The following is a 17,383-nucleotide window of genomic DNA, read 5'->3' on the forward strand; positions in this document are numbered from 1 at the left end:
CCTTCCTAACGCTTTCTGCATAGGAAGGGCCCCCTCCTGACACCCCCACACCCCCACCCCCCTCGCGGGGCGTCAACGGCGACGCCCGGATGGAGCAACCCGTGAACCAGCACGACCTCGACGTCCTCGACGAGATCCAGCGGCGGGTGCTCTGGCTCGCCACCCGCATCGTCGATGCGGCCAACCACGACCGGGACACCGGCGACGGGGTGAAGGTCGGCGGGCACCAGGCGTCCAGCGCGTCGCTGGTCACGGCGATGACCGCGCTGTGGTTCGCCCACCTCGACGCCGCCGACCGGGTCGCGGTGAAGCCGCACGCCTCCCCGGTGTTCCACGCGATTCAATACCTGCTCGGCAACCTCGACCGGTCCTACCTGACGCGGCTGCGCGCCCGGGGCGGCCTCCAGTCGTACCCGTCGCGCACGAAGGACCCCGACGGCGTCGACTTCTCCACCGGCTCCGTCGGCCTCGGCGCCGCCGCGCCGCTGTTCGCCGCCGTCACCCGCCGGTACGTCGACGCGCACTTCGGCGCGCGCCCCCGCTCCCGGTTCGTGGCGCTGATCGGCGACGCCGAGCTGGACGAGGGCAACATCTGGGAGGCCGTCGCCGACCCGGCGACCACCGGCCTGGGCAACGTGATGTGGCTGGTCGACTTCAACCGGCAGTCCCTCGACCGGGTCGTGCCCGGGGTGCGGATCAACCAGTGGCGCGGCCAGTTCGAAGCCGCCGGCTGGCACGTCGTCGAGGTCAAGTACGGCCGCCGGCTCGCGCAGGCGTACGCCCGGCCGGGCGGGGAGGCGCTGCGCGACTGGATCGACGCGATGCCCAACGAGCAGTACCAGTCGCTGTTCGGGCTGGCCGGGCCGGCGCTGCGGGAGCGGTTCTGCGACGGCGCGCCGGCCGGCATCGCGGAGCTGATCGCCGACGTCGCCGACGACGAGCTGGCCCCGCTGGTCACCGACCTGGGCGGGCACGACCTGCAGGCGATGCTCGACGCGTACGCCCAGTGCGACGCGGTCACCGACCGGCCCAGCGTCGTCTTCGCGTACACCGTGAAGGGTTGGGGGTTGCCCATCGCCGGCAATCCCCGCAACCATTCGGCGCTGCTCACCACCGAGCAGGTCGACGCGCTGCGCGCGGCCCACGGCCTGACCCCCGCCACCGAGTGGGACCGCCTCGACCCGGCGTCGCCGGCCGGCATCCGGGCCGGCGCGCGCCGGGAGGCGCTGTCCCGACCGCCGGCCGGGCGGGCGCTGCCGGTCACCGTCCCGGAAACCACGAGGGTACGCGCGAACCGGCCCGTCTCCACCCAGGAGGTCTTCGGTCGGGTGCTGGTGGAGCTGGCCCGCGACGAGGCCGTCGCCCCCTACCTGGTGACCACCGCGCCCGACGTCGCCACCTCGACGAACCTCGCCGGGTTCATCAACAAGACGGGGGTGTTCGCCCCGACCGAGCAGCGGTCCTGGACGGAGGACCGGATGCTGCGCTGGACCGAGAGCCCCGCTGGGCAGCACATCGAGCTGGGCATCTCGGAGATGAACCTGTTCCTGCTGCTCGGCCAGCTCGGCCTGTCGTGGGACCTGTCGGGGCAGCCGCTGCTGCCGGTCGGCACCGTCTACGACCCGTTCGTGCTGCGCGGCCTCGACGCGTTCCTCTACGGCACCTACTCGGGTTCCCGGTTCGTGGTCGCCGGCACCCCGTCGGGCATCACCCTCGCCCCCGAGGGCGGCGCGCACCAGTCCACGATCACCGCGTCGGTGGGGCTGGAGCTGCCCGGCGTGACGTTCGTCGAGCCCGCGTACGCGGCCACCCTCGACTGGCTGCTCTGCGACGCCCTCGGGCAGATCGCCGCCGGGGGCACGCCGGCCAGCACGGCCGCGCCGGTCGAGGACGGGGCGTACTACTTCCGGCTCAGCACCCGCCCGATCGACCAGGCGCCCTTCGAGGCGGCCAGGGCGCGGCTCGGCGACGCGGTGCTGCGCCGGCAGGCGGTCGCCGGGGCGTACCGGCTGGTCGACGCGCACGCGGCGCACCCGGAGCTGGCCGACGCGCCGGTGGTGCAGCTCGCCGCCTCCGGCGCGGTGCTGCCGGAGGTGCTGGCCGCCGCCGCCGAGCTGGCCGAGGAGGGCGTGGCCGCGCACGTGGTGGACGTGACCAGCCTGGACCGCCTCTACCGGGCGTGGCAGCGCACCCTGCGCCAGGGGGTGCGGACGGCCACCGTGCCGAGCGTGCCGGGGGCGCTGCGGTCGGCGTTCGTCGACCGGGTGCCGGTGGTGACGGTGCACGACGCGGCCTCGCACGCGATGGCCTGGCTCGGCTCGGCCGTCGGCGCCCCGGCTGTGCCGCTCGGCGTGGACGAGTTCGGCCAGTCGGGCAGCGTCCGCGAGCTGTACGAGCTGCACGACCTGCTGCCCGGCAGCATCGTCAACGCGGCCCTGGCCGCCCTCTCGCTGCGCTGACCCCCGCCCCGCCCCGCCCCGGCCGCTGCCCCTCGCTGCGCTCCCGCCGCCGCCTGCTGCCCCGCGCCGGTCCCGCCGGTCCTGCGCCCAACGGCTGCGGTTCGTTGCGCTCCGTGGTCCAAGCTGCTCTGTAGCTTTCCGTGACCTTCTCCGTCGGCCTCACCTCACCTTGCCCTCCCTTTGCTCTGCACCCATCGACGCAACACTGCCGCTGATCAGGGGAAACGGTTGACACTCCCCGATCGACCTCTGGTGGGGTGATTGCCGAGGGTGACTGTTGCGTCGATGGGTGCAGAGCAAAGGGGGCGACGGGGTGGGTCGGCAGGCGCTGCTCGGTGACACACTGTCACGGTTGACCGTGGCTTCGTAGGTCCGCGGTAGGGCCTGCGGCAGGTCCACGGCAGGTCCGCGGCCCGCAGGTCGGGGCCCGTGCTGCCCCGTACCGGCGGCCGGGCCAGTGCTGCCCCGTACCGGCGGCCCGCGCGGGCGCTCGGGCGGCGAGGGTAGTGGAGCGCCGGGGGTGAGTGGGGGTGAGCAGGGGCGAGCGGGGTGGGCGGGCAGCCGGGTCAGCGGGTCGGGGTCGGGGTGACCGGCACCTGGTCGCCGGCCTTCGGGTTCTGCACCACGTGTCGCTCCAGGTTGACCTGCGCCTGACCGGTGCCGCCGACGGTGATGTCGTCGTACGCCTGGAGCAGTTTCTCCTTGTCGAAGTAGAGCACCGTCATCGACAGCGGGGTGGGCTTCTCGCCCTCCAGGCCGCGTAGCCCCGCGCCGCCGGTGGACCCCTCCACCATCAGCTGCGTCGGCATCTGGCCCGGCACCTGCGGCAGCTTGGAGACCTGCCGGGCGTGGGTGTGCCCGGCGAGCACCAGGGGACAGGTGCCCGACAGCGGCCCCGCCGACGCCGGGTCGTGCACCAGTGCGATGTTCACCGGCTTGGGCGATTCGCGCACGGTGACGGCGAGCTGGTCGCCGGCCCCGATCACCTGGTCGGCCACCTGCTTGGTGAGGCCGCTGCCGGCCGGGGAGGTCTCCTTGTCGGGGGTGAACCGGGGGTCGCCGATGCCGGCGATGGTCAGCCCGGCGACGGTGGTGGTCGAGTTGTTCAGCACGATCGCGTTGGGCTGCTGGGCCACCGCCGCGGCCGTCTTGCCCGAGTCGTGGTTGCCCCGGATGTAGACGTACGGCTTCTTGAGCAGGCCGATCGAGCCGACGAACGACGCCTCCGGCTCGCTGCCCCAGTCGGTGATGTCGCCGGTGTCGATCACCACGTCGATGCCGAACTGCTCCACGACCGTGCGGATGAGCTGCCACCCGGTCGGGTTGAGGTGCATGTCCGAGACGTGCAGGACCCGGGTGGTGCCGGGGGCCGGTTCGTACACCGGCAGGGCGGAGACGGTGGTGTAGAGCTGGCTGACGTTGCCGACGAGGCGCTGGAGCTGCTCGGCGTACTTGGTGTAGTCGTTGGCGATCCGGCGGGCGTCACCGACGATCGCCGGGGCGTTGACCAGCAGCCCCTCGTACCGGGGTTCCTCGATCGCCTGCGGGCGGATGGTGGACGCGGCCAGGCCGAGGCTGCCGGCGGTGACCAGCAGCGACAGCCCGCCCGCCCAGGCGGTGCGCCGGGTGTCGCGGAACACCAGCCCGGCGAGGACGAGGGTGACCAGCACCGCCGCGCCGACGGTGCGCAGCCCGAGGCGCAGCACCCCGTTGCGGACGTCGGTGACGGCGGACTGGCTGGCCCGGCTGATGCTCGCCGGGTCGTCGATCAGCGCCTCGGTGCGCCGCTGGTCGAGGGCCCCGAGGCCGACGGTGAGGTGGGTGGGCCCGTCGTGGCTGTCGAGCTGGAGCGCGCCCAGCGGCGGGATGTCGACGGTGGTGCCGCCCTCCAGCGACGGGGTGAGGCTCAGCTCCGCGCGGAACGGCCCGATGTCGGTGTGCACCCGCCCGCCGGCGAGGGTGCCGATGACCGCCCCGGCCAGGGAGATCACCAGGACGGCGAGGACCACCCCCAGCCGGCGGACCCGGCCGCGCCCGGCCGTGCGGGGCGCGGCTTTGCCGGCGCTGCGCTCTTCGTTCTCCTGCCCGTCCATGCTGAGATTCTGACCTGCCCAGTGAAGGATCTTGGCAAACCCGGGATTCCGGCCTGCGTCCGGCGGCGGGTCAGCTGCGGCCCGCGCCGCCGTCGGTGAAGACCAGCCGCAGGATCCGGTCGTCCTCAGGTGCCGGCTGGCCCCGCCCGTCGTGGTTGGAGGTGGTGACCCAGACCGACCCGTCGGGGGCGGCGATCGCGCCGCGCAGCCGGCCGTACCGGCGGGTGAGCAGCTCCCGGGGCTGGCCGAGCACCGTGCCGGTGTCGGTCAGCTCGACCAGCCACAGCCGCTGCCCGCGCAGGCAGGCGGTGACCAGCAGCCGGTCGGTCGCCGCGAGGCCCGAGCAGGAGGCGTCGGTGGTGCGCCACTGCACCAGCGGGTCGGCGTACCGCCGGTCGTCGGCCTGGCCCTCGACCTGGGGCCAGCCGTAGTTGCCGCCCTTGGTGATCTGGTTGATCTCGTCCCAGGTGTTCTGGCCGAACTCGACGGCGTACATCCGCTTGCCGGCGTCCCAGGCCAGGCCCTGCACGTTGCGGTGGCCCAGGGACCAGACCGGCGAGCCGGCGAACGGGTTGCCCGGGGCCGGCTTGCCGGCGGTGGTGATCCGCAGGATCTTGCCGCCCAGGTTCTTCTGGTCCTGCGCGGCCTCCCGGTTGCCGGCGTCGCCGGTGCTCGCGTAGAGGAAGCCGTCCGGCCCGAAGGCGAGCCCGCCGCCGTTGTGGATGCCGGCCTTGGGGATGCCGGTCAGGATCGGGGTGGGCGCCCCGTCGAGGTCCAGCTTGACGATGCGGTTGTCGTTCTCGGCGGTGTGGTAGACGAAGATCGTCTGGTCGGTCGCGTAGGTGGGGGAGACCGCGATCCCCATGAGCCCGCCCTCGCCGCCGGGCACCACGCCGGGCACGGTCCGCACGGCGGTGACGGTCAGCCCGTCGCGCCCGGACCCGGGGCCGACCTGGAGGATCCGGCCGCTGTCCCGCTCGGTGACCAGGGCGCCGCCGTCGGGCAGGAACGCCATGCCCCACGGCACCCGCAGCCCCTTGGCCAGCACCGTGGTGACCACCTGCTGGCCGGCCCCGGCGGGCGCGGAGGCCGACGGGGTGGGCAGGTTGGGCGGCTCGCCGGCCGGGTCCGGCTCCGGCTCGCCGAAGCTGCACCCGGCGGCGGCCAGCAGCAGCGCCGCGCAGGACGCCGCGACGACCGCCCGCAGCGGGCTCTTGCGGGGGTACGGGGCTCCGGTGCTCACCCGGCCCAGCCTAGCCGCCCGGCGGTGCCGTGACGGGGCCCGCACCGGCTATCGTCGGCGTCCGTGAAGGTATGGATTCCGCACCCCGCCGGCCGCGCCCTGCTCGGCGAGTTGCCGCCCGGGGTCACCGTCGAGGTGGCCGAGCACCCGTCGCGGCTGCCCTCCGAGGTGGCCGGCGTCCGGTTCTGGGTGCCACCGTTCCTCTCCGGCGTGGACGCCACCGCCCTGCTCGGGAGGTTGCCCGACCTGCGGGTGGTGCAGCTCCTCTCGGCCGGCGCGGACGCCTGGGCGGGCCGGGTGCCGCCCGGGGTGACGCTCTGCGACGCGCGCGGCGTGCACGACGTCGGCACGGCCGAGTGGGTGGTCGCCGCGATCCTGTCCCAGGTGCGCGGCTTCCCCGCCTTCGCCCTCGCCCAGTCCCGCCGCGAGTGGGCCTACGACCGGCTCTGCCCGACCGACGAGCTGGCCGGCAAGCGGGTGCTGATCGTCGGGGCGGGCTCGATCGGCGCGGCGGTGCGGGCCCGGCTCGCCCCGTTCGAGGTGACGTTCACCCTGGTCGCCCGCACGCCGCGTCCCGCCGAGGGGGTGCACGGGGTCGACGAGCTGCCGGCGCTGCTGCCCGAGGCCGACGTGGTGGTGGTGCTGGTGCCGCTGACCGACGCGACGCGCGGCCTGGTCGACGAGAAGTTCCTCGCCGCGATGCCCGACGGCGCGCTGCTGGTCAACGCGGCGCGCGGCCCGGTGGCCCGCACCGACGCGCTGGTCGCCGAGCTGACGACCGGGCGGCTGCGGGCCGCGCTGGACGTCACCGACCCGGAGCCGCTGCCCGCCGACCACCCGCTGTGGGAGCTGCCGAACGTGCTGCTGACCCCGCACGTCGCCGGCTCGGTGCGCGGGCTGCTGCCCCGGGCGTACCGGCTGGTGGCCGAGCAGGTCCGGCGCTTCGCCGCGGGGGAGCCGCTGGTGAACGCGGTGTCGGACGGCTACTGACCGACCGGCCCACGGCGGTGGGGTCAGGCGGCCCGGCCGGGCAGGTTCTGGCCGGTGGCCGCGACGAGCCGGGGCAGTTCGCTGCCGCGCACCCCGGGCAGCACGAGCAGCTCGCCGTCGTCGAGCCGGGCGACCGCCCGGCCCCGGGCGTCGGCGCCCAGCTCGACGACCCGGTCCCAGGCGACCCGGCGCTGCCCGGCCAGCGCCCGCAGGCGCAGCTCCCGGGCGTCGGCCTCGGTGCCGGCCCGCCAGGCCCAGACCCCGATCGCCAGCGGGACGAGCAGCACGGGCACGAAATACCACCCGGCGCTGGCCAGCGGCAGGGCCCCGATGAAGGCGATCACCGCCGCGACCAGGATCGCCTGGTTGTGGCGGAAGCGGACGGTCTCGGTACGCACCCGGAGATGATCCCACCCGGCCGGTGCGATCCGCCGGCCGGGCGGCGGATGGCCGGCGGGGGGCAGTGACCCGAATCACGCCCACCCGGTCCGCCGCGTCCGCGTCCGGCGGTGACGATGAATCGTTCTCCCGTGTTGGGCGGGTCCACCCGCCGCGCCATGCCATGCCGCTGGCGGGCCCGTCCACCGGGCGACACCGCCGATCATCCCGGCCCGGTGACCGCAACCACCGTGCCGGGACGCACCGCCGTACCGCATCCGCCCGTGCCCCCTCACGAAGGCGACCGCCGTGCCCGTCGCGTACCCCTCAGGCGTTGTCCGCCTGCGCCCCGCCGACCTGCTGGTGCTGGCGGCGGTGGTGCTGCTCGTCCTCGCCGGGCTGGTCGGCGCGGTCCCGCCGCTGGCCGTGGTGGCGCTCGCCGGGGCCGCCGGCAGCGCCCTCGCCGGGGCCCGGCTGTCCCGGCTGGTCGTTCCGGCCCGGGGCGGTGACCCCGCCGGGGACGACGTCGCGCGACCCGGTCCGTGGCGTGGCCCGCGGGTGCGGCCCGCCGCCGGGCTGCTCCACGCGGCGGTGCTCTCCGTCGGGCTGACCGTCGCGGTGCTGCCGCTGGTCGCCGCCGGCCTGCGCGTCGCCGTCGGCGCGGCGGGGCTCGGTCTCGCCGCCGTGCTGCACACCGTCGGTTTGCTCCTGCTGCCCGGCCGGTCCCGGCTGGCGGCGCGCGCCCGGGTGCGCCACGCGACGGACATCGTCAGCCTGGGCCTGAGCCTGCACTTCGCCGCCTGGGTGCTGCTGCCGACGGAGCAGGCCCCGCTCGCCGCCCGGATCGCGGTGGCGTCCGGTGGGTTCGGCTTCGCGGCGGTCGGCGTGGCGGTCCTGGCCGACTGGCGCCGCCGCCCGGGCGCGGCGATCTGCCTCCTGGGCACCGGGGCCGCCCAGTTCGGCCTGCTCGCGCTGATCGTGCTGCTGGCCTACGGCGCGCCGGATTGGGCGGCCCTGGCGACCGTGCCGCCGCTGGTGGCCGGCGTGCTGCTCACCGCAGCCGGGGTTCGGCGGGTGGCCGCCGGCGACCCGAGGCGGGCGGGGGGCCCGCCGCCGGTCTGGCCCCGGGTCAGCGCGCCCGCGGGTATCGCCACCCTGGCCGCCGCCGGGCACCTGGCCGCATACGGCCCGTTCAGCACCGGCATGGTCCTGATCGGCCTGGCGGTGATTCCCCCGCTGGTCGTCCGGGAGCTGATCTCCGCCACCGACAACCGCCGGTACGCCGGCCGGCTCGCCGCCCAGGAGGCGCACTTCCGCGCGCTGGTCTCCGGCGGCAACGACCTGATCCTGCTGCTGGACGACGCGCTGCGGGTGCGTTGGCAGTCCCCGGCGGCGGCCCGGCTCTTCGCCCTCACCGACGCCGACGTGCTCGGCCGGCACTTCGCCGACCTGCTGCACCCGGACGACGCGGGGCGGATCGCGCGGCTGCTCGACGGGGTGCTCGCCGGCGACCGGCCGACGCTGCTGCCGGCGCGGATGCGCGACGGGCGCGGGGCGTGGCGGGAGACCGAGTCGACGGTGAGCGACCAGCGCGGCGTGCCCGAGGTCCGCGCGCTCGTGCTGCACGTGCGCGACGTCGGCGAGCGTCGCCGGTTGGAACGCGCGGTGCACCAGCTGGCCGCGACCGACCAGCTCACCGGGCTGGCCAACCGGCGGGAGCTGCTGCGCGAGCTGCGCGCCCGCCGGGGCGGGTCGGGGGCGCTGCTGGTGGTCGACCTGCACGGCCTGGGCGCGGTCAACGACGGCCGCGGGCACGCGTTCGGCGACACGGTCGTCGTCGAGGTGGCCCGCCGGCTGCGCGCGGTGGCCGGCCCGGAGGACCTGGTGGCCCGGCTGGTGGGCGACGAGTTCGCGGTGCTCACCGACGTGGGCCCCGTGCTCGCGTACGGGCTGGGCACCCGGCTGCTGGCGGCGCTGGCGGAGCCGTACCGGATGGCGGGCGACGAGGCGGTCCGGTTGCAGGCGAACGTCGGCCTGGCCGAGGTCGGCGGCGCGGGGCCCGACGACGTGCTGCGCCAGGCGGACCTGGCCCGCCGCCGGGCCGCCCAGCTCGGGCGGGACCGCATCGAGTGGTACGACGCGTACCTGGAGGAGCAGCTGGTGCGCCGGCTCGACCTGGAGCGGGAGCTGCCCGGCGCGGTGGCCCGGGGCGAGCTGGACCTGGTCTACCAGCCGGTGCTGGGGCTGGCCGACCGGCTGCCGGTGGGCACGGAGGCGCTGCTGCGCTGGCGCAGCCCGGTGCTGGGCACGGTGCTGCCGGCCGAGCTGCTGCCGGTCGCCGAGGACCTGGACCTGATCGGCGAGGTGGGCCGCTGGGTGCTGGACCGGGCGTGCCGTCAGCTCGCCGACTGGTCGGCCGGCGACCGGCGGCTGTGGATGTCGGTGAACGTCACCCCGGGGGAGCTGACCGCGCCGGACTTCCTGCCCCGCACGGCGGCGGTGCTGGCCACACACGGGGTGCCGGCGGACCGGCTGGTGGTCGAGGTGGCCGAGCCCCGCGTCGGCCCGGAGCTGCCGGCGGTGGTGGCCCGGCTCGCCGGGCTGCGGTCGCTCGGCGTCCGCACGGCCCTGGACGGGTTCCGGGCCGAGCACGCCTCGCTGGCCCAGCTCCGCCGGCTCCCGGTCGACCTGTTGAAGCTGGCCCCGGCGGCGTCGTCCGCGCACCGACCCGACGCGGCCGGTGCGGGCGGGCCGGTGCGACCGCCGCTGACCGACGTGGTGGTCGGCCTCGGCCAACGCCTCGGTCTGGAGGTCGTCGCGGCGGAGCTGGAGACCCCGGCGCAGGTGGACGCGGCGGCGCGGGCCGGCTGCCGGTACGGGCAGGGCCACGCGCTGGCCCGCCCGGCGACCGCCGAGCGGGTGGAGGCGTACTTCGAGGAGTTCCCGTCGGCGTCCCGGTGACTGCTTAACCGGTTCAGTGAACCCTGGCCCTGCTCACCGCGCCCGGGGCGGTGCCGTGCTGCCCCGGGGGGTGAGGTGCGCCGTCTCGCCCTGCACGCCGCTGACCGGCTCGCCCGCGATCACCTGGAGCAGCTGCCGGGCGGCGTGCGCGCCGTACGCGGGGATGTCCCGGCCCAGCGCCGTCAGCGGCGGGTGCACGAGCTGGCACAGGGGCGAGTCGTCCCAGGCCACGATGGACAGGTCGCCGGGGACCGTGAGGCCCATCTCCTGGGCCACGGACAGGCCCGCCACCGCCATCACGTCGTTGTCGTAGATGACGGCGGTGGGGCGGTGCGGGGAGCTGAGCAGCCGCCGGGTGGCCCGGGCCCCCTCCTCGCCGGTGTAGTCCGACCAGACCGTGACCGACTCGTCGAGCCCGAGCCGGGCGCACACCTCGGTGAAGGCGTCGCTGCGGACCTCGGTGTGCAGCAGCGAGGGCAGGCCGCCGACCCGGGCGATGCGGCGGTGCCCCAGGGCGACCAGGTATTCCACGGTCTCCACGAGCGCCGTGGCGTCGTCGGACCAGACGTGGGCCAGCCCGCCGGTGTGCCCGGGGCCGCCGATCACCACGGCCGGCAGTTGCAGCTCCTCCAGCGCCGGCACCCGCCGGTCGTCGGTGCGCAGGTCGCAGACGAAGACCCCGTCGACGCGGCGCTCGGCCCACCAGCGGCGGTAGACCGCGATCTCGGCGTCGGGGTCGGCGACCACCTGGAGGGTCAGCGCGTACGAGCGGGCGGACAGCTCGGCCTCGACGCCGCTGATCAGCTCCATGAAGAACGGCTCGATGCCGAGTATCCGGGCCGGGCGGCACAGGGCGAGGCCCACGGCGTTGGCGCTGGCGCCGGAGAGCGCCCGGGCGGCGCTGCTCGGGCTGAACCCGATCTCCGCGGCGATGGCCAGGATGCGCTGGCGGGTCGCCTCGGAGACGCCGGGCTGCCCGTTCAGCGCGTACGAGACCGCGCCCTTGGAGACCCCGGCCCGCCGCGCGACGTCGGCGATGGTCGGCCGCTTCACCGGCGTGTTCCTCCACTTGCTCGGCCCGCCCCGGGGCGGGTGCACGGTGCCGGGGTGGCCGGCGGCCCTCACGCTACTGCAACCGGGTGGGGCCGGCGGTCGGGGCCGGGCCCCGTGCGTGGCGCGGCCCCGGGGCTGCGCTTGCGCGGTTAAGCCTGCGCAGGGCACCGAAAGGTTACGGAACAGGCACCCAGTTAACCGGCCGTTGACACTGGTGGGGTCGGCCCGTACGGTGGCGTCACTTATCCGGTTCAGTCAACGTCTCTCGATGTCGGGAGCGTTTCCATCTTGCTCGGAGGAAGACATGAGACGGTCCTGGAGCCACTGGGCCCGCGCGGTCGCCGTGGGGGCGGTCGGCCTGACCATGGTGGCCGCGTGCAGCGGCAGGAGCACCACCGGCGGTGACGACGCGGGTGGCGGCACGGTCACCCTGAAGATCAATTTCTGGGGCGACTTCGGGCTCCAGGACCTCAAGACCAAGTACGAGGCCGAGCACCCCAACGTCAAGATCCAGCTCAACTCGGGCGAGTACAACGCCCAGCACGAGGACCTGCAGAAGAAGCTGGTCGCCGGCTCGGGCGCGGCGGACATCGCCGCCATCGACGAGGGCTACGTCGTGCAGTTCCGCAGCCAGTCCGACAAGTTCGTCAACCTGCTCGACAAGGGCGCCGGCTCGTTCGAGAGCAAGTACCTGCCGTGGAAGTGGAAGCAGACGCTCTCCGCCGACGGCAAGACCCAGATCGGCCTCGGCACCGACGTCGGCGGCCTGGCCATGTGCTACCGCACCGACCTGTTCGCCGCCGCCGGGCTGCCCACCGACCGCGACCAGGTCTCCGCGCTGTGGCCCACCTGGGACAAGTTCATCGAGGTCGGCCAGCAGTACACCGGCAAGACCAAGAAGAAGTTCATCGACTCGGGCACGAACCTGTTCAACCCGATCCTCGGCCAGCAGCAGGCCGGCTTCTACAACGAGCAGGAGCAGCTCCAGATGGACGGCGGCCCGAAGGTCGCCTTCGACTACACCGTCAAGGCGCTGCAGGCCGACATCTCCGCCAAGCTCGTCAGCTTCCAGGCCGACTGGGACAAGGGCTTCACCAGCGGCGCGTTCGCCGTCCTCGCCTGCCCGGCGTGGATGCTCGGCCACATCAAGGACACCGCCCCCGGCACCGAGGGCAAGTGGGACATCGCGGCCGTGCCCGGCGGCGGCGGCAACTGGGGCGGCTCGTTCCTGACCATCCCCAAGCAGAGCAAGAACGTCGACGAGGCGTACAAGCTGCTGGAGTGGCTGGTGCAGCCGGAGCAGCAGATCGAGATCTTCAAGAAGGTCGGCAACCTGCCGTCGCAGCCGGCCCTCTACGCCGACCCGGCGATCGCCGAGTTCAAGAACCCGTTCTTCAACGACGCCCCGGTCGGGCAGATCTTCCCGAAGATGGCGCAGGGCCTCACCCCGCAGTACCAGGGCAAGAAGAACGGCCCGACGCGGGTGAACGTGGAGAACGTCATCCGGCGGGTGGAGAACGGGACGCTGAAGCCGGACGCCGCCTGGGCCGAGGCGGTCAAGGAGGCCGAGAAGGCCAGCAGGTCCTGACGCCCCGGCGACCGGTGGCGGGGCGGCCCGGCCCCGCCACCGGTCGCCGCCCCGGCCCCCGCGTCGCCCCCCGGCGCGGGGCCGGGGCGACGCCCTCCCCGACACCCCCGACAGTCCGACCGGCCCTGGAGCGTCCCCATGTCCACGACCCGCGCCGCGCCACCGTCCCCCCGCTCCGCGCCCGAGCGCGGCACCGGCGGATCCGGGGCCGACGAGCGGCGGCTCACCTGGCGCAACCGGCTGTACCGCTTCGACATGCGCTACATGCCGTACCTGATGATCGCGCCGTTCTTCCTGCTGTTCGCCGTCTTCGGCCTGTTCCCGCTGCTGTTCAACGGCGTGGTGTCGCTGCGCAACTACGAGCTGGACGACCCGACGCTGCCGTACTGGGCCGGGTTCGACAACTTCGCCCGGCTCGCCGGCGACGAGGACTTCTGGAACGCCCTCTACAACACGTTCGGCATCTTCCTGCTCTCCTCGCTGCCGCAGCTGCTGCTCGCCCTGGTGATCGCCTCGCTGCTCAACCGCAGGCTGCGCGCCCAGACCTGGTGGCGGGTCGGCATCCTGCTGCCGTACGTCACGCCGATCGTCGCCTCCACGATGGTGTTCAGCGTCTTCTTCTCCCGCGACTTCGGCATGGCCAACTGGCTGCTCGGCCCGTTCGGCGGGGGCGACGCCCCGATCGACTGGCGGGCCGACAAGCTGCACTCCTGGATCGCCGTCGCCACCATGGTCAACTGGAAGTGGATCGGCTACAACGCGCTGCTCTACCTGGCGGCGATGCAGTCCATCCCGCGCGACGTCTACGAGGCGGCGGCCATCGACGGCGCAGGCCCGTGGAAGCAGCTCTGGCGGATCACCGTGCCGATGATCCAGCCGGTCGTCGTGTTCACCGTCGTGCTCTCCACCATCGGCGGACTCCAGCTCTTCACCGAGCCGATGCTGTTCGACCTCAACGCGCAGGCGGCCACCGGCGGCCCGAACGGCGAGTGGCAGACCATCGCCCAGCTCATCTACAAGGTGGGCTGGAAGGACCTCAACCTCGGCTACGCCGCCGCGATGTCCTGGGCCCTGTTCCTGATCATCCTCGTCGTCGCCGGCATCAACACCTGGCTGACGAGCCGCCTGTCCGGAGGGCGCAAATGAGTGTCGACACCGCGCCGAGGCCCGTGGAGCAGGCCCCCGCGCCCCGGGGCAGCCGGGCCCGGCTGATGGGCCGCGCCCCGCAGGACACCCCGGCGGGCCTCGGGACGTACCTGCTGCTGGCCGTGACGATCCTGTTCTCGGTCTTCCCGCTGTACTGGATGTTCGTCATCGCCACCAGCGACGACGAGGCCCTCGCGAAGATCCCCCCGGCGGTCGTGCCCGGCAACCAGTTCCTGGTCAACCTGGACGAGGTCTTCTCCCTCCAGGACGTCTTCTTCGCCGCCGGCCTGATCAACAGCTTCATCGTCTCCACCGTGGTCACCGCCTCGGTGCTGTTCTTCTGCTCGCTGGCCGGGTTCGCGTTCGCCAAGCTGCGCTTCAAGGGCAGTGGGTGGCTGATGCTGTTCGTGGTGCTCACCCTCACCGTGCCCAACCAGCTCGGCATCGTGGCGCTCTACATCGTGATGGGCAAGCTCGGCTGGAACGGCACCCTGCTCGCCGTCATCGCGCCCGGCCTGGTCACCGCGTTCGGCGTGTTCTACATGCGGCAGTTCATCGTCAACTCCGTCCCCGACGAGCTAATCGAGTCGGCCCGGGTGGACGGGGCGACCACCATGCGGATCTACTGGAGCATGGTGCTGCCGGCGATCCGGCCCGCGCTCGCGGTGCTCGGCCTGCTCACGTTCGTGGCCACCTGGAACGACTTCCAGTGGCCGCTGATCACGCTCAGCGGCACCGACTTCCCCACCTCGATGGTGGCCATCTCCGACCTGGCCAGCGGCAACTACGTGATCTACCGGCGGGTGCTGGCCGGCGCGTTCGTCGCCACGATCCCCCTGCTGGTCATGCTGTTCGTCGGCGGGCGTCAGATCGTCCGCGGAATCATGGAAGGCGCGGTGAAGTCTTGATCCGGCAATCGTTGCACGAGGGTTGGCTGCTGCGGGCCGTCGCCGGCGGCCAGGTGCCGCCGCAGGTGGCCGGCCGGTCGGTCCCGGCGACCGTGCCCGGCTGCGTGCACACCGACCTGCTCGCCGCCGGGCTGATCCCCGACCCGTACCTCGACGACAACGAGACGGCGCTGGCGTGGATCGGGCGCACCGACTGGGTCTACGAGACCACGTTCGACGCGCCGGCCGGCGACGCCGACCGGGTCGACCTGGTCTGCGCCGGCCTCGACACGGTCGCCACGCTCGCCGTCAACGGCGTCGAGGTCGGCCGCGCCGAGAACATGCACCGGGGCTACCGGTTCGCCGTGGCGGACGCGCTGCGGCCGGGGGCCAACACGCTGACCGTCCGGTTCGACTCGCCGTACCGCTACGCCGAGGCGCACCGGGACCGGCTCGGCGACCGGCCCAACGCGTACCCCGAGCCCTTCAACTTCATCCGCAAGACGGCCTGCAACTTCGGCTGGGACTGGGGGCCGACGGTCGTCACCGCCGGCATCTGGCAGGACATCGGCCTGCACGCCTGGTCCACGGCCCGGCTCGCGACGGTCCGGCCGCTGGTCACCGTCGCCGACGGCGTCGGCCGGGTCGAGGTGGTCGTCGAGGTCGAGCGCGCCGCCGACGAGCCCGTCACCGTCCGCGCGACGGTGGCCGGGTCCGCCGCCGAGGCCGTCGTCGCGGCGGGGGAGCGCACGGCCGTGCTGACCGTCGAGGTCCGCGACCCCGCGCTGTGGTGGCCCCGGGGGTACGGGGACCAGCCGCTGCACCCCCTCGACGTGACCCTGCACGCCGCCGACGGCCGGGAGTTGGACGCCTGGTCCCGCCGGATCGGCTTCCGCACCGTGCGCCTGGACACCGCACCCGACGCTCACGGCTCCGCGTTCACCCTGGTCGTCAACGACGTGCCGGTGTTCGCCCGGGGGGTCAACTGGATCCCCGACGACGCGTTCCCGAACCGGGTCACCCGGGCGCGGCTGGCGCACCGCTTCGACCAGGCCGTCGGGGCGAACATCAACCTGCTGCGCGTGTGGGGCGGCGGCCGGTACGAGTCGGAGGACTTCTACGAGCTGGCCGACTCCCTCGGGCTGCTGGTGCAGCAGGACTTCCTGTTCGCCTGCGCGGCGTATCCGGAGGAGGAGCCGTTCCGCTCCGAGGTGGAGGCCGAGGCGCGCGAACAGGTCACCCGGCTGGCCGCCCACCCGTCGCTGGTGCTGTGGACCGGCAACAACGAGAACATCTGGGCCTGGCACGACTGGGGCTGGCAGGAGCGCCTCGCCGGCCGCACCTGGGGCCGGGGCTACTACCTGGAGCTGCTGCCCCGCGTCGTCGCCGAGCTGGACCCGACCCGCCCGTACTGGCCGGGCAGCCCCTGGTCGGGCAGCGAGGACGTCCACCCCAACGACCCGGCGCGCGGCAGCATGCACATCTGGGACGTGTGGAACACCGACGACTACACGAAGTACCGCGAGTACCTGCCCCGGTTCGTCGCCGAGTTCGGCTACCAGGCGCCCCCGGCGTACGCGACGCTGCGCCGGGCGATCTCCGACGACCCGCTCGCCCCCGACTCGCCGGGGATGGCCCACCACCAGAAGGCCATCGACGGCGACGCGAAGCTCCAGCGGGGCCTGGACGCGCACCTGCCCCCGCCGGCCGACTTCGCCGAGTGGCACTACTTCACGCAGCTCAACCAGGCCCGCGCCATCCAGCTCGGGGTGGAGCACTTCCGCTCGCACCGGCCGGTGTGCATGGGCACCATCGTGTGGCAGCTCAACGACTGCTGGCCGGTCACCTCCTGGGCGGCCGTCGACGGCGACGGCCGGCGCAAACCGCTGTGGTACGCGCTGCGCCGTGCGTACGCCGACCGGCTGCTCACCGTCCAGCCCCGCGACGGCGGGCTGGCGCTGGTGGCCGTCAACGAGACCGGGCGGCCGTGGCGGGCCCCCGCCGCCGTCACCCGGGTCACGGCGGACGGCGAGCCGAGGGCGAAGTCGACGTACGACCTCGACGTGCCCGCGTACGCGACGGTGGAGCTGGCGCTGCCGGCGGACCTGGCCCGGCCGGAGCAGGCCCGGCGGGAGCTGCTGGTCGCCGAGGCCGACGGCGACGCCGGGCGGGCGTTCTGGTTCTTCGCCGAGGACCGCGACGCCGACTGGCCGGCGGCCGAGTACGACGCCACGGTCGAGGAGGTCGACGGCGGGCAGCGGGTACGCGTCACCGCCCGCACGTTCCTGCGCGACCTGACCCTGTTCCCGGACCGGCTCGACCCGGCCGCCGAGGTCGACGAGGCCCTGGTGACGCTGCTGCCGGGGGAGTCGGCGACGTTCACGGTGCGGGCCCCGCGCCCGCTCGACGCCGCCGCGCTCACCACAAGCCCGGTCCTGCGCACGGTCAACTGAGGTGCAAGGAGGGGCCCCTGTTGACGCTTCCTGTATAGGAAGGGGCCCCTCCAAACACCCCGCAGGCGCTTGACAGTGGCCGAGTTCATGCACGAGAGTCGATGCGTTCCCGAGGTGCGGCGGCGCGCGCCT

General features: G+C 74.1%; 11 protein-coding genes. 7 read left to right on the forward strand and 4 right to left on the reverse strand.

What is annotated here, in order from left to right:
• The first annotated feature begins 101 nt into the window (after window positions 1-101).
• Window positions 102-2,459, forward strand: a complete 2,358-nt coding sequence (locus tag TK50_RS08575; RefSeq protein ID WP_043964119.1) for a transketolase-like TK C-terminal-containing protein — start codon at window positions 102-104, stop codon at window positions 2,457-2,459.
• 566 nt (window positions 2,460-3,025) lie between these two features.
• On the opposite strand, the gene TK50_RS08580 is transcribed toward TK50_RS08575, so the two are convergent.
• Together TK50_RS08580 and TK50_RS08585 are read right to left on the reverse strand one after the other, a co-directional pair.
• Entirely contained in the window at window positions 3,026-4,552 is a 1,527-nt protein-coding gene (locus tag TK50_RS08580) for a metallophosphoesterase (protein ID WP_043962247.1), read from the reverse strand.
• Between the two features lie 70 nt (window positions 4,553-4,622).
• The gene (locus TK50_RS08585) at window positions 4,623-5,795 is read right to left on the reverse strand and encodes a PQQ-dependent sugar dehydrogenase (protein WP_043962248.1); all 1,173 of its coding nucleotides are present in this window, start codon (window positions 5,793-5,795) and stop codon (window positions 4,623-4,625) included.
• Window positions 5,796-5,858: 63 nt separating this feature from the next.
• Here TK50_RS08585 and TK50_RS08590 point away from each other — a divergent pair, with 63 nt between their 5' ends.
• A complete protein-coding gene (locus TK50_RS08590; protein ID WP_043962249.1) occupies window positions 5,859-6,785 on the forward strand; it encodes a 2-hydroxyacid dehydrogenase in 927 nt (308 codons plus the stop codon).
• Window positions 6,786-6,808: 23 nt separating this feature from the next.
• On the opposite strand, the gene TK50_RS08595 is transcribed toward TK50_RS08590, so the two are convergent.
• Window positions 6,809-7,183 (reverse strand): PH domain-containing protein, encoded by a 375-nt coding sequence (locus tag TK50_RS08595; RefSeq protein WP_199485988.1) that lies wholly within the window; start codon window positions 7,181-7,183, stop codon window positions 6,809-6,811.
• A gap of 289 nt (window positions 7,184-7,472) precedes the next feature.
• Here TK50_RS08595 and TK50_RS08600 point away from each other — a divergent pair, with 289 nt between their 5' ends.
• Entirely contained in the window at window positions 7,473-10,124 is a 2,652-nt protein-coding gene (locus TK50_RS08600; RefSeq protein ID WP_241773959.1) for an EAL domain-containing protein, read from the forward strand.
• A gap of 33 nt (window positions 10,125-10,157) precedes the next feature.
• Here the strand turns inward: TK50_RS08600 and TK50_RS08605 are convergent, their stop codons facing one another.
• On the reverse strand, window positions 10,158-11,177 hold the full coding sequence (locus tag TK50_RS08605; RefSeq protein WP_043962251.1) for a LacI family DNA-binding transcriptional regulator: 1,020 nt from the start codon (window positions 11,175-11,177) through the stop codon (window positions 10,158-10,160).
• A gap of 304 nt (window positions 11,178-11,481) precedes the next feature.
• Here TK50_RS08605 and TK50_RS08610 point away from each other — a divergent pair, with 304 nt between their 5' ends.
• From TK50_RS08610 to TK50_RS08625, 4 genes are all read left to right on the forward strand, one after another.
• Window positions 11,482-12,765 (forward strand): ABC transporter substrate-binding protein, encoded by a 1,284-nt coding sequence (locus TK50_RS08610; RefSeq protein WP_043962252.1) that lies wholly within the window; start codon window positions 11,482-11,484, stop codon window positions 12,763-12,765.
• Window positions 12,766-12,903: 138 nt separating this feature from the next.
• The gene (locus TK50_RS08615; RefSeq protein WP_043962254.1) at window positions 12,904-13,911 is read left to right on the forward strand and encodes a carbohydrate ABC transporter permease; all 1,008 of its coding nucleotides are present in this window, start codon (window positions 12,904-12,906) and stop codon (window positions 13,909-13,911) included.
• A gap of 65 nt (window positions 13,912-13,976) precedes the next feature.
• The gene (locus tag TK50_RS08620) at window positions 13,977-14,819 is read left to right on the forward strand and encodes a carbohydrate ABC transporter permease (RefSeq protein ID WP_043964122.1); all 843 of its coding nucleotides are present in this window, start codon (window positions 13,977-13,979) and stop codon (window positions 14,817-14,819) included.
• Window positions 14,816-17,251: a glycoside hydrolase family 2 protein gene (locus tag TK50_RS08625; RefSeq protein WP_043962255.1), complete on the forward strand. Its 2,436-nt coding sequence runs from the start codon at window positions 14,816-14,818 to the stop codon at window positions 17,249-17,251. Before TK50_RS08620 ends, TK50_RS08625 begins: the two co-directional genes overlap by 4 nt.
• The last annotated feature ends 132 nt before the right edge of the window (window positions 17,252-17,383 follow it).

Origin of the sequence: Micromonospora haikouensis (assembly GCF_000876225.1) — a bacterium.
Taxonomy (GTDB): Bacteria; Actinomycetota; Actinomycetes; order Mycobacteriales; family Micromonosporaceae; genus Micromonospora; species Micromonospora haikouensis.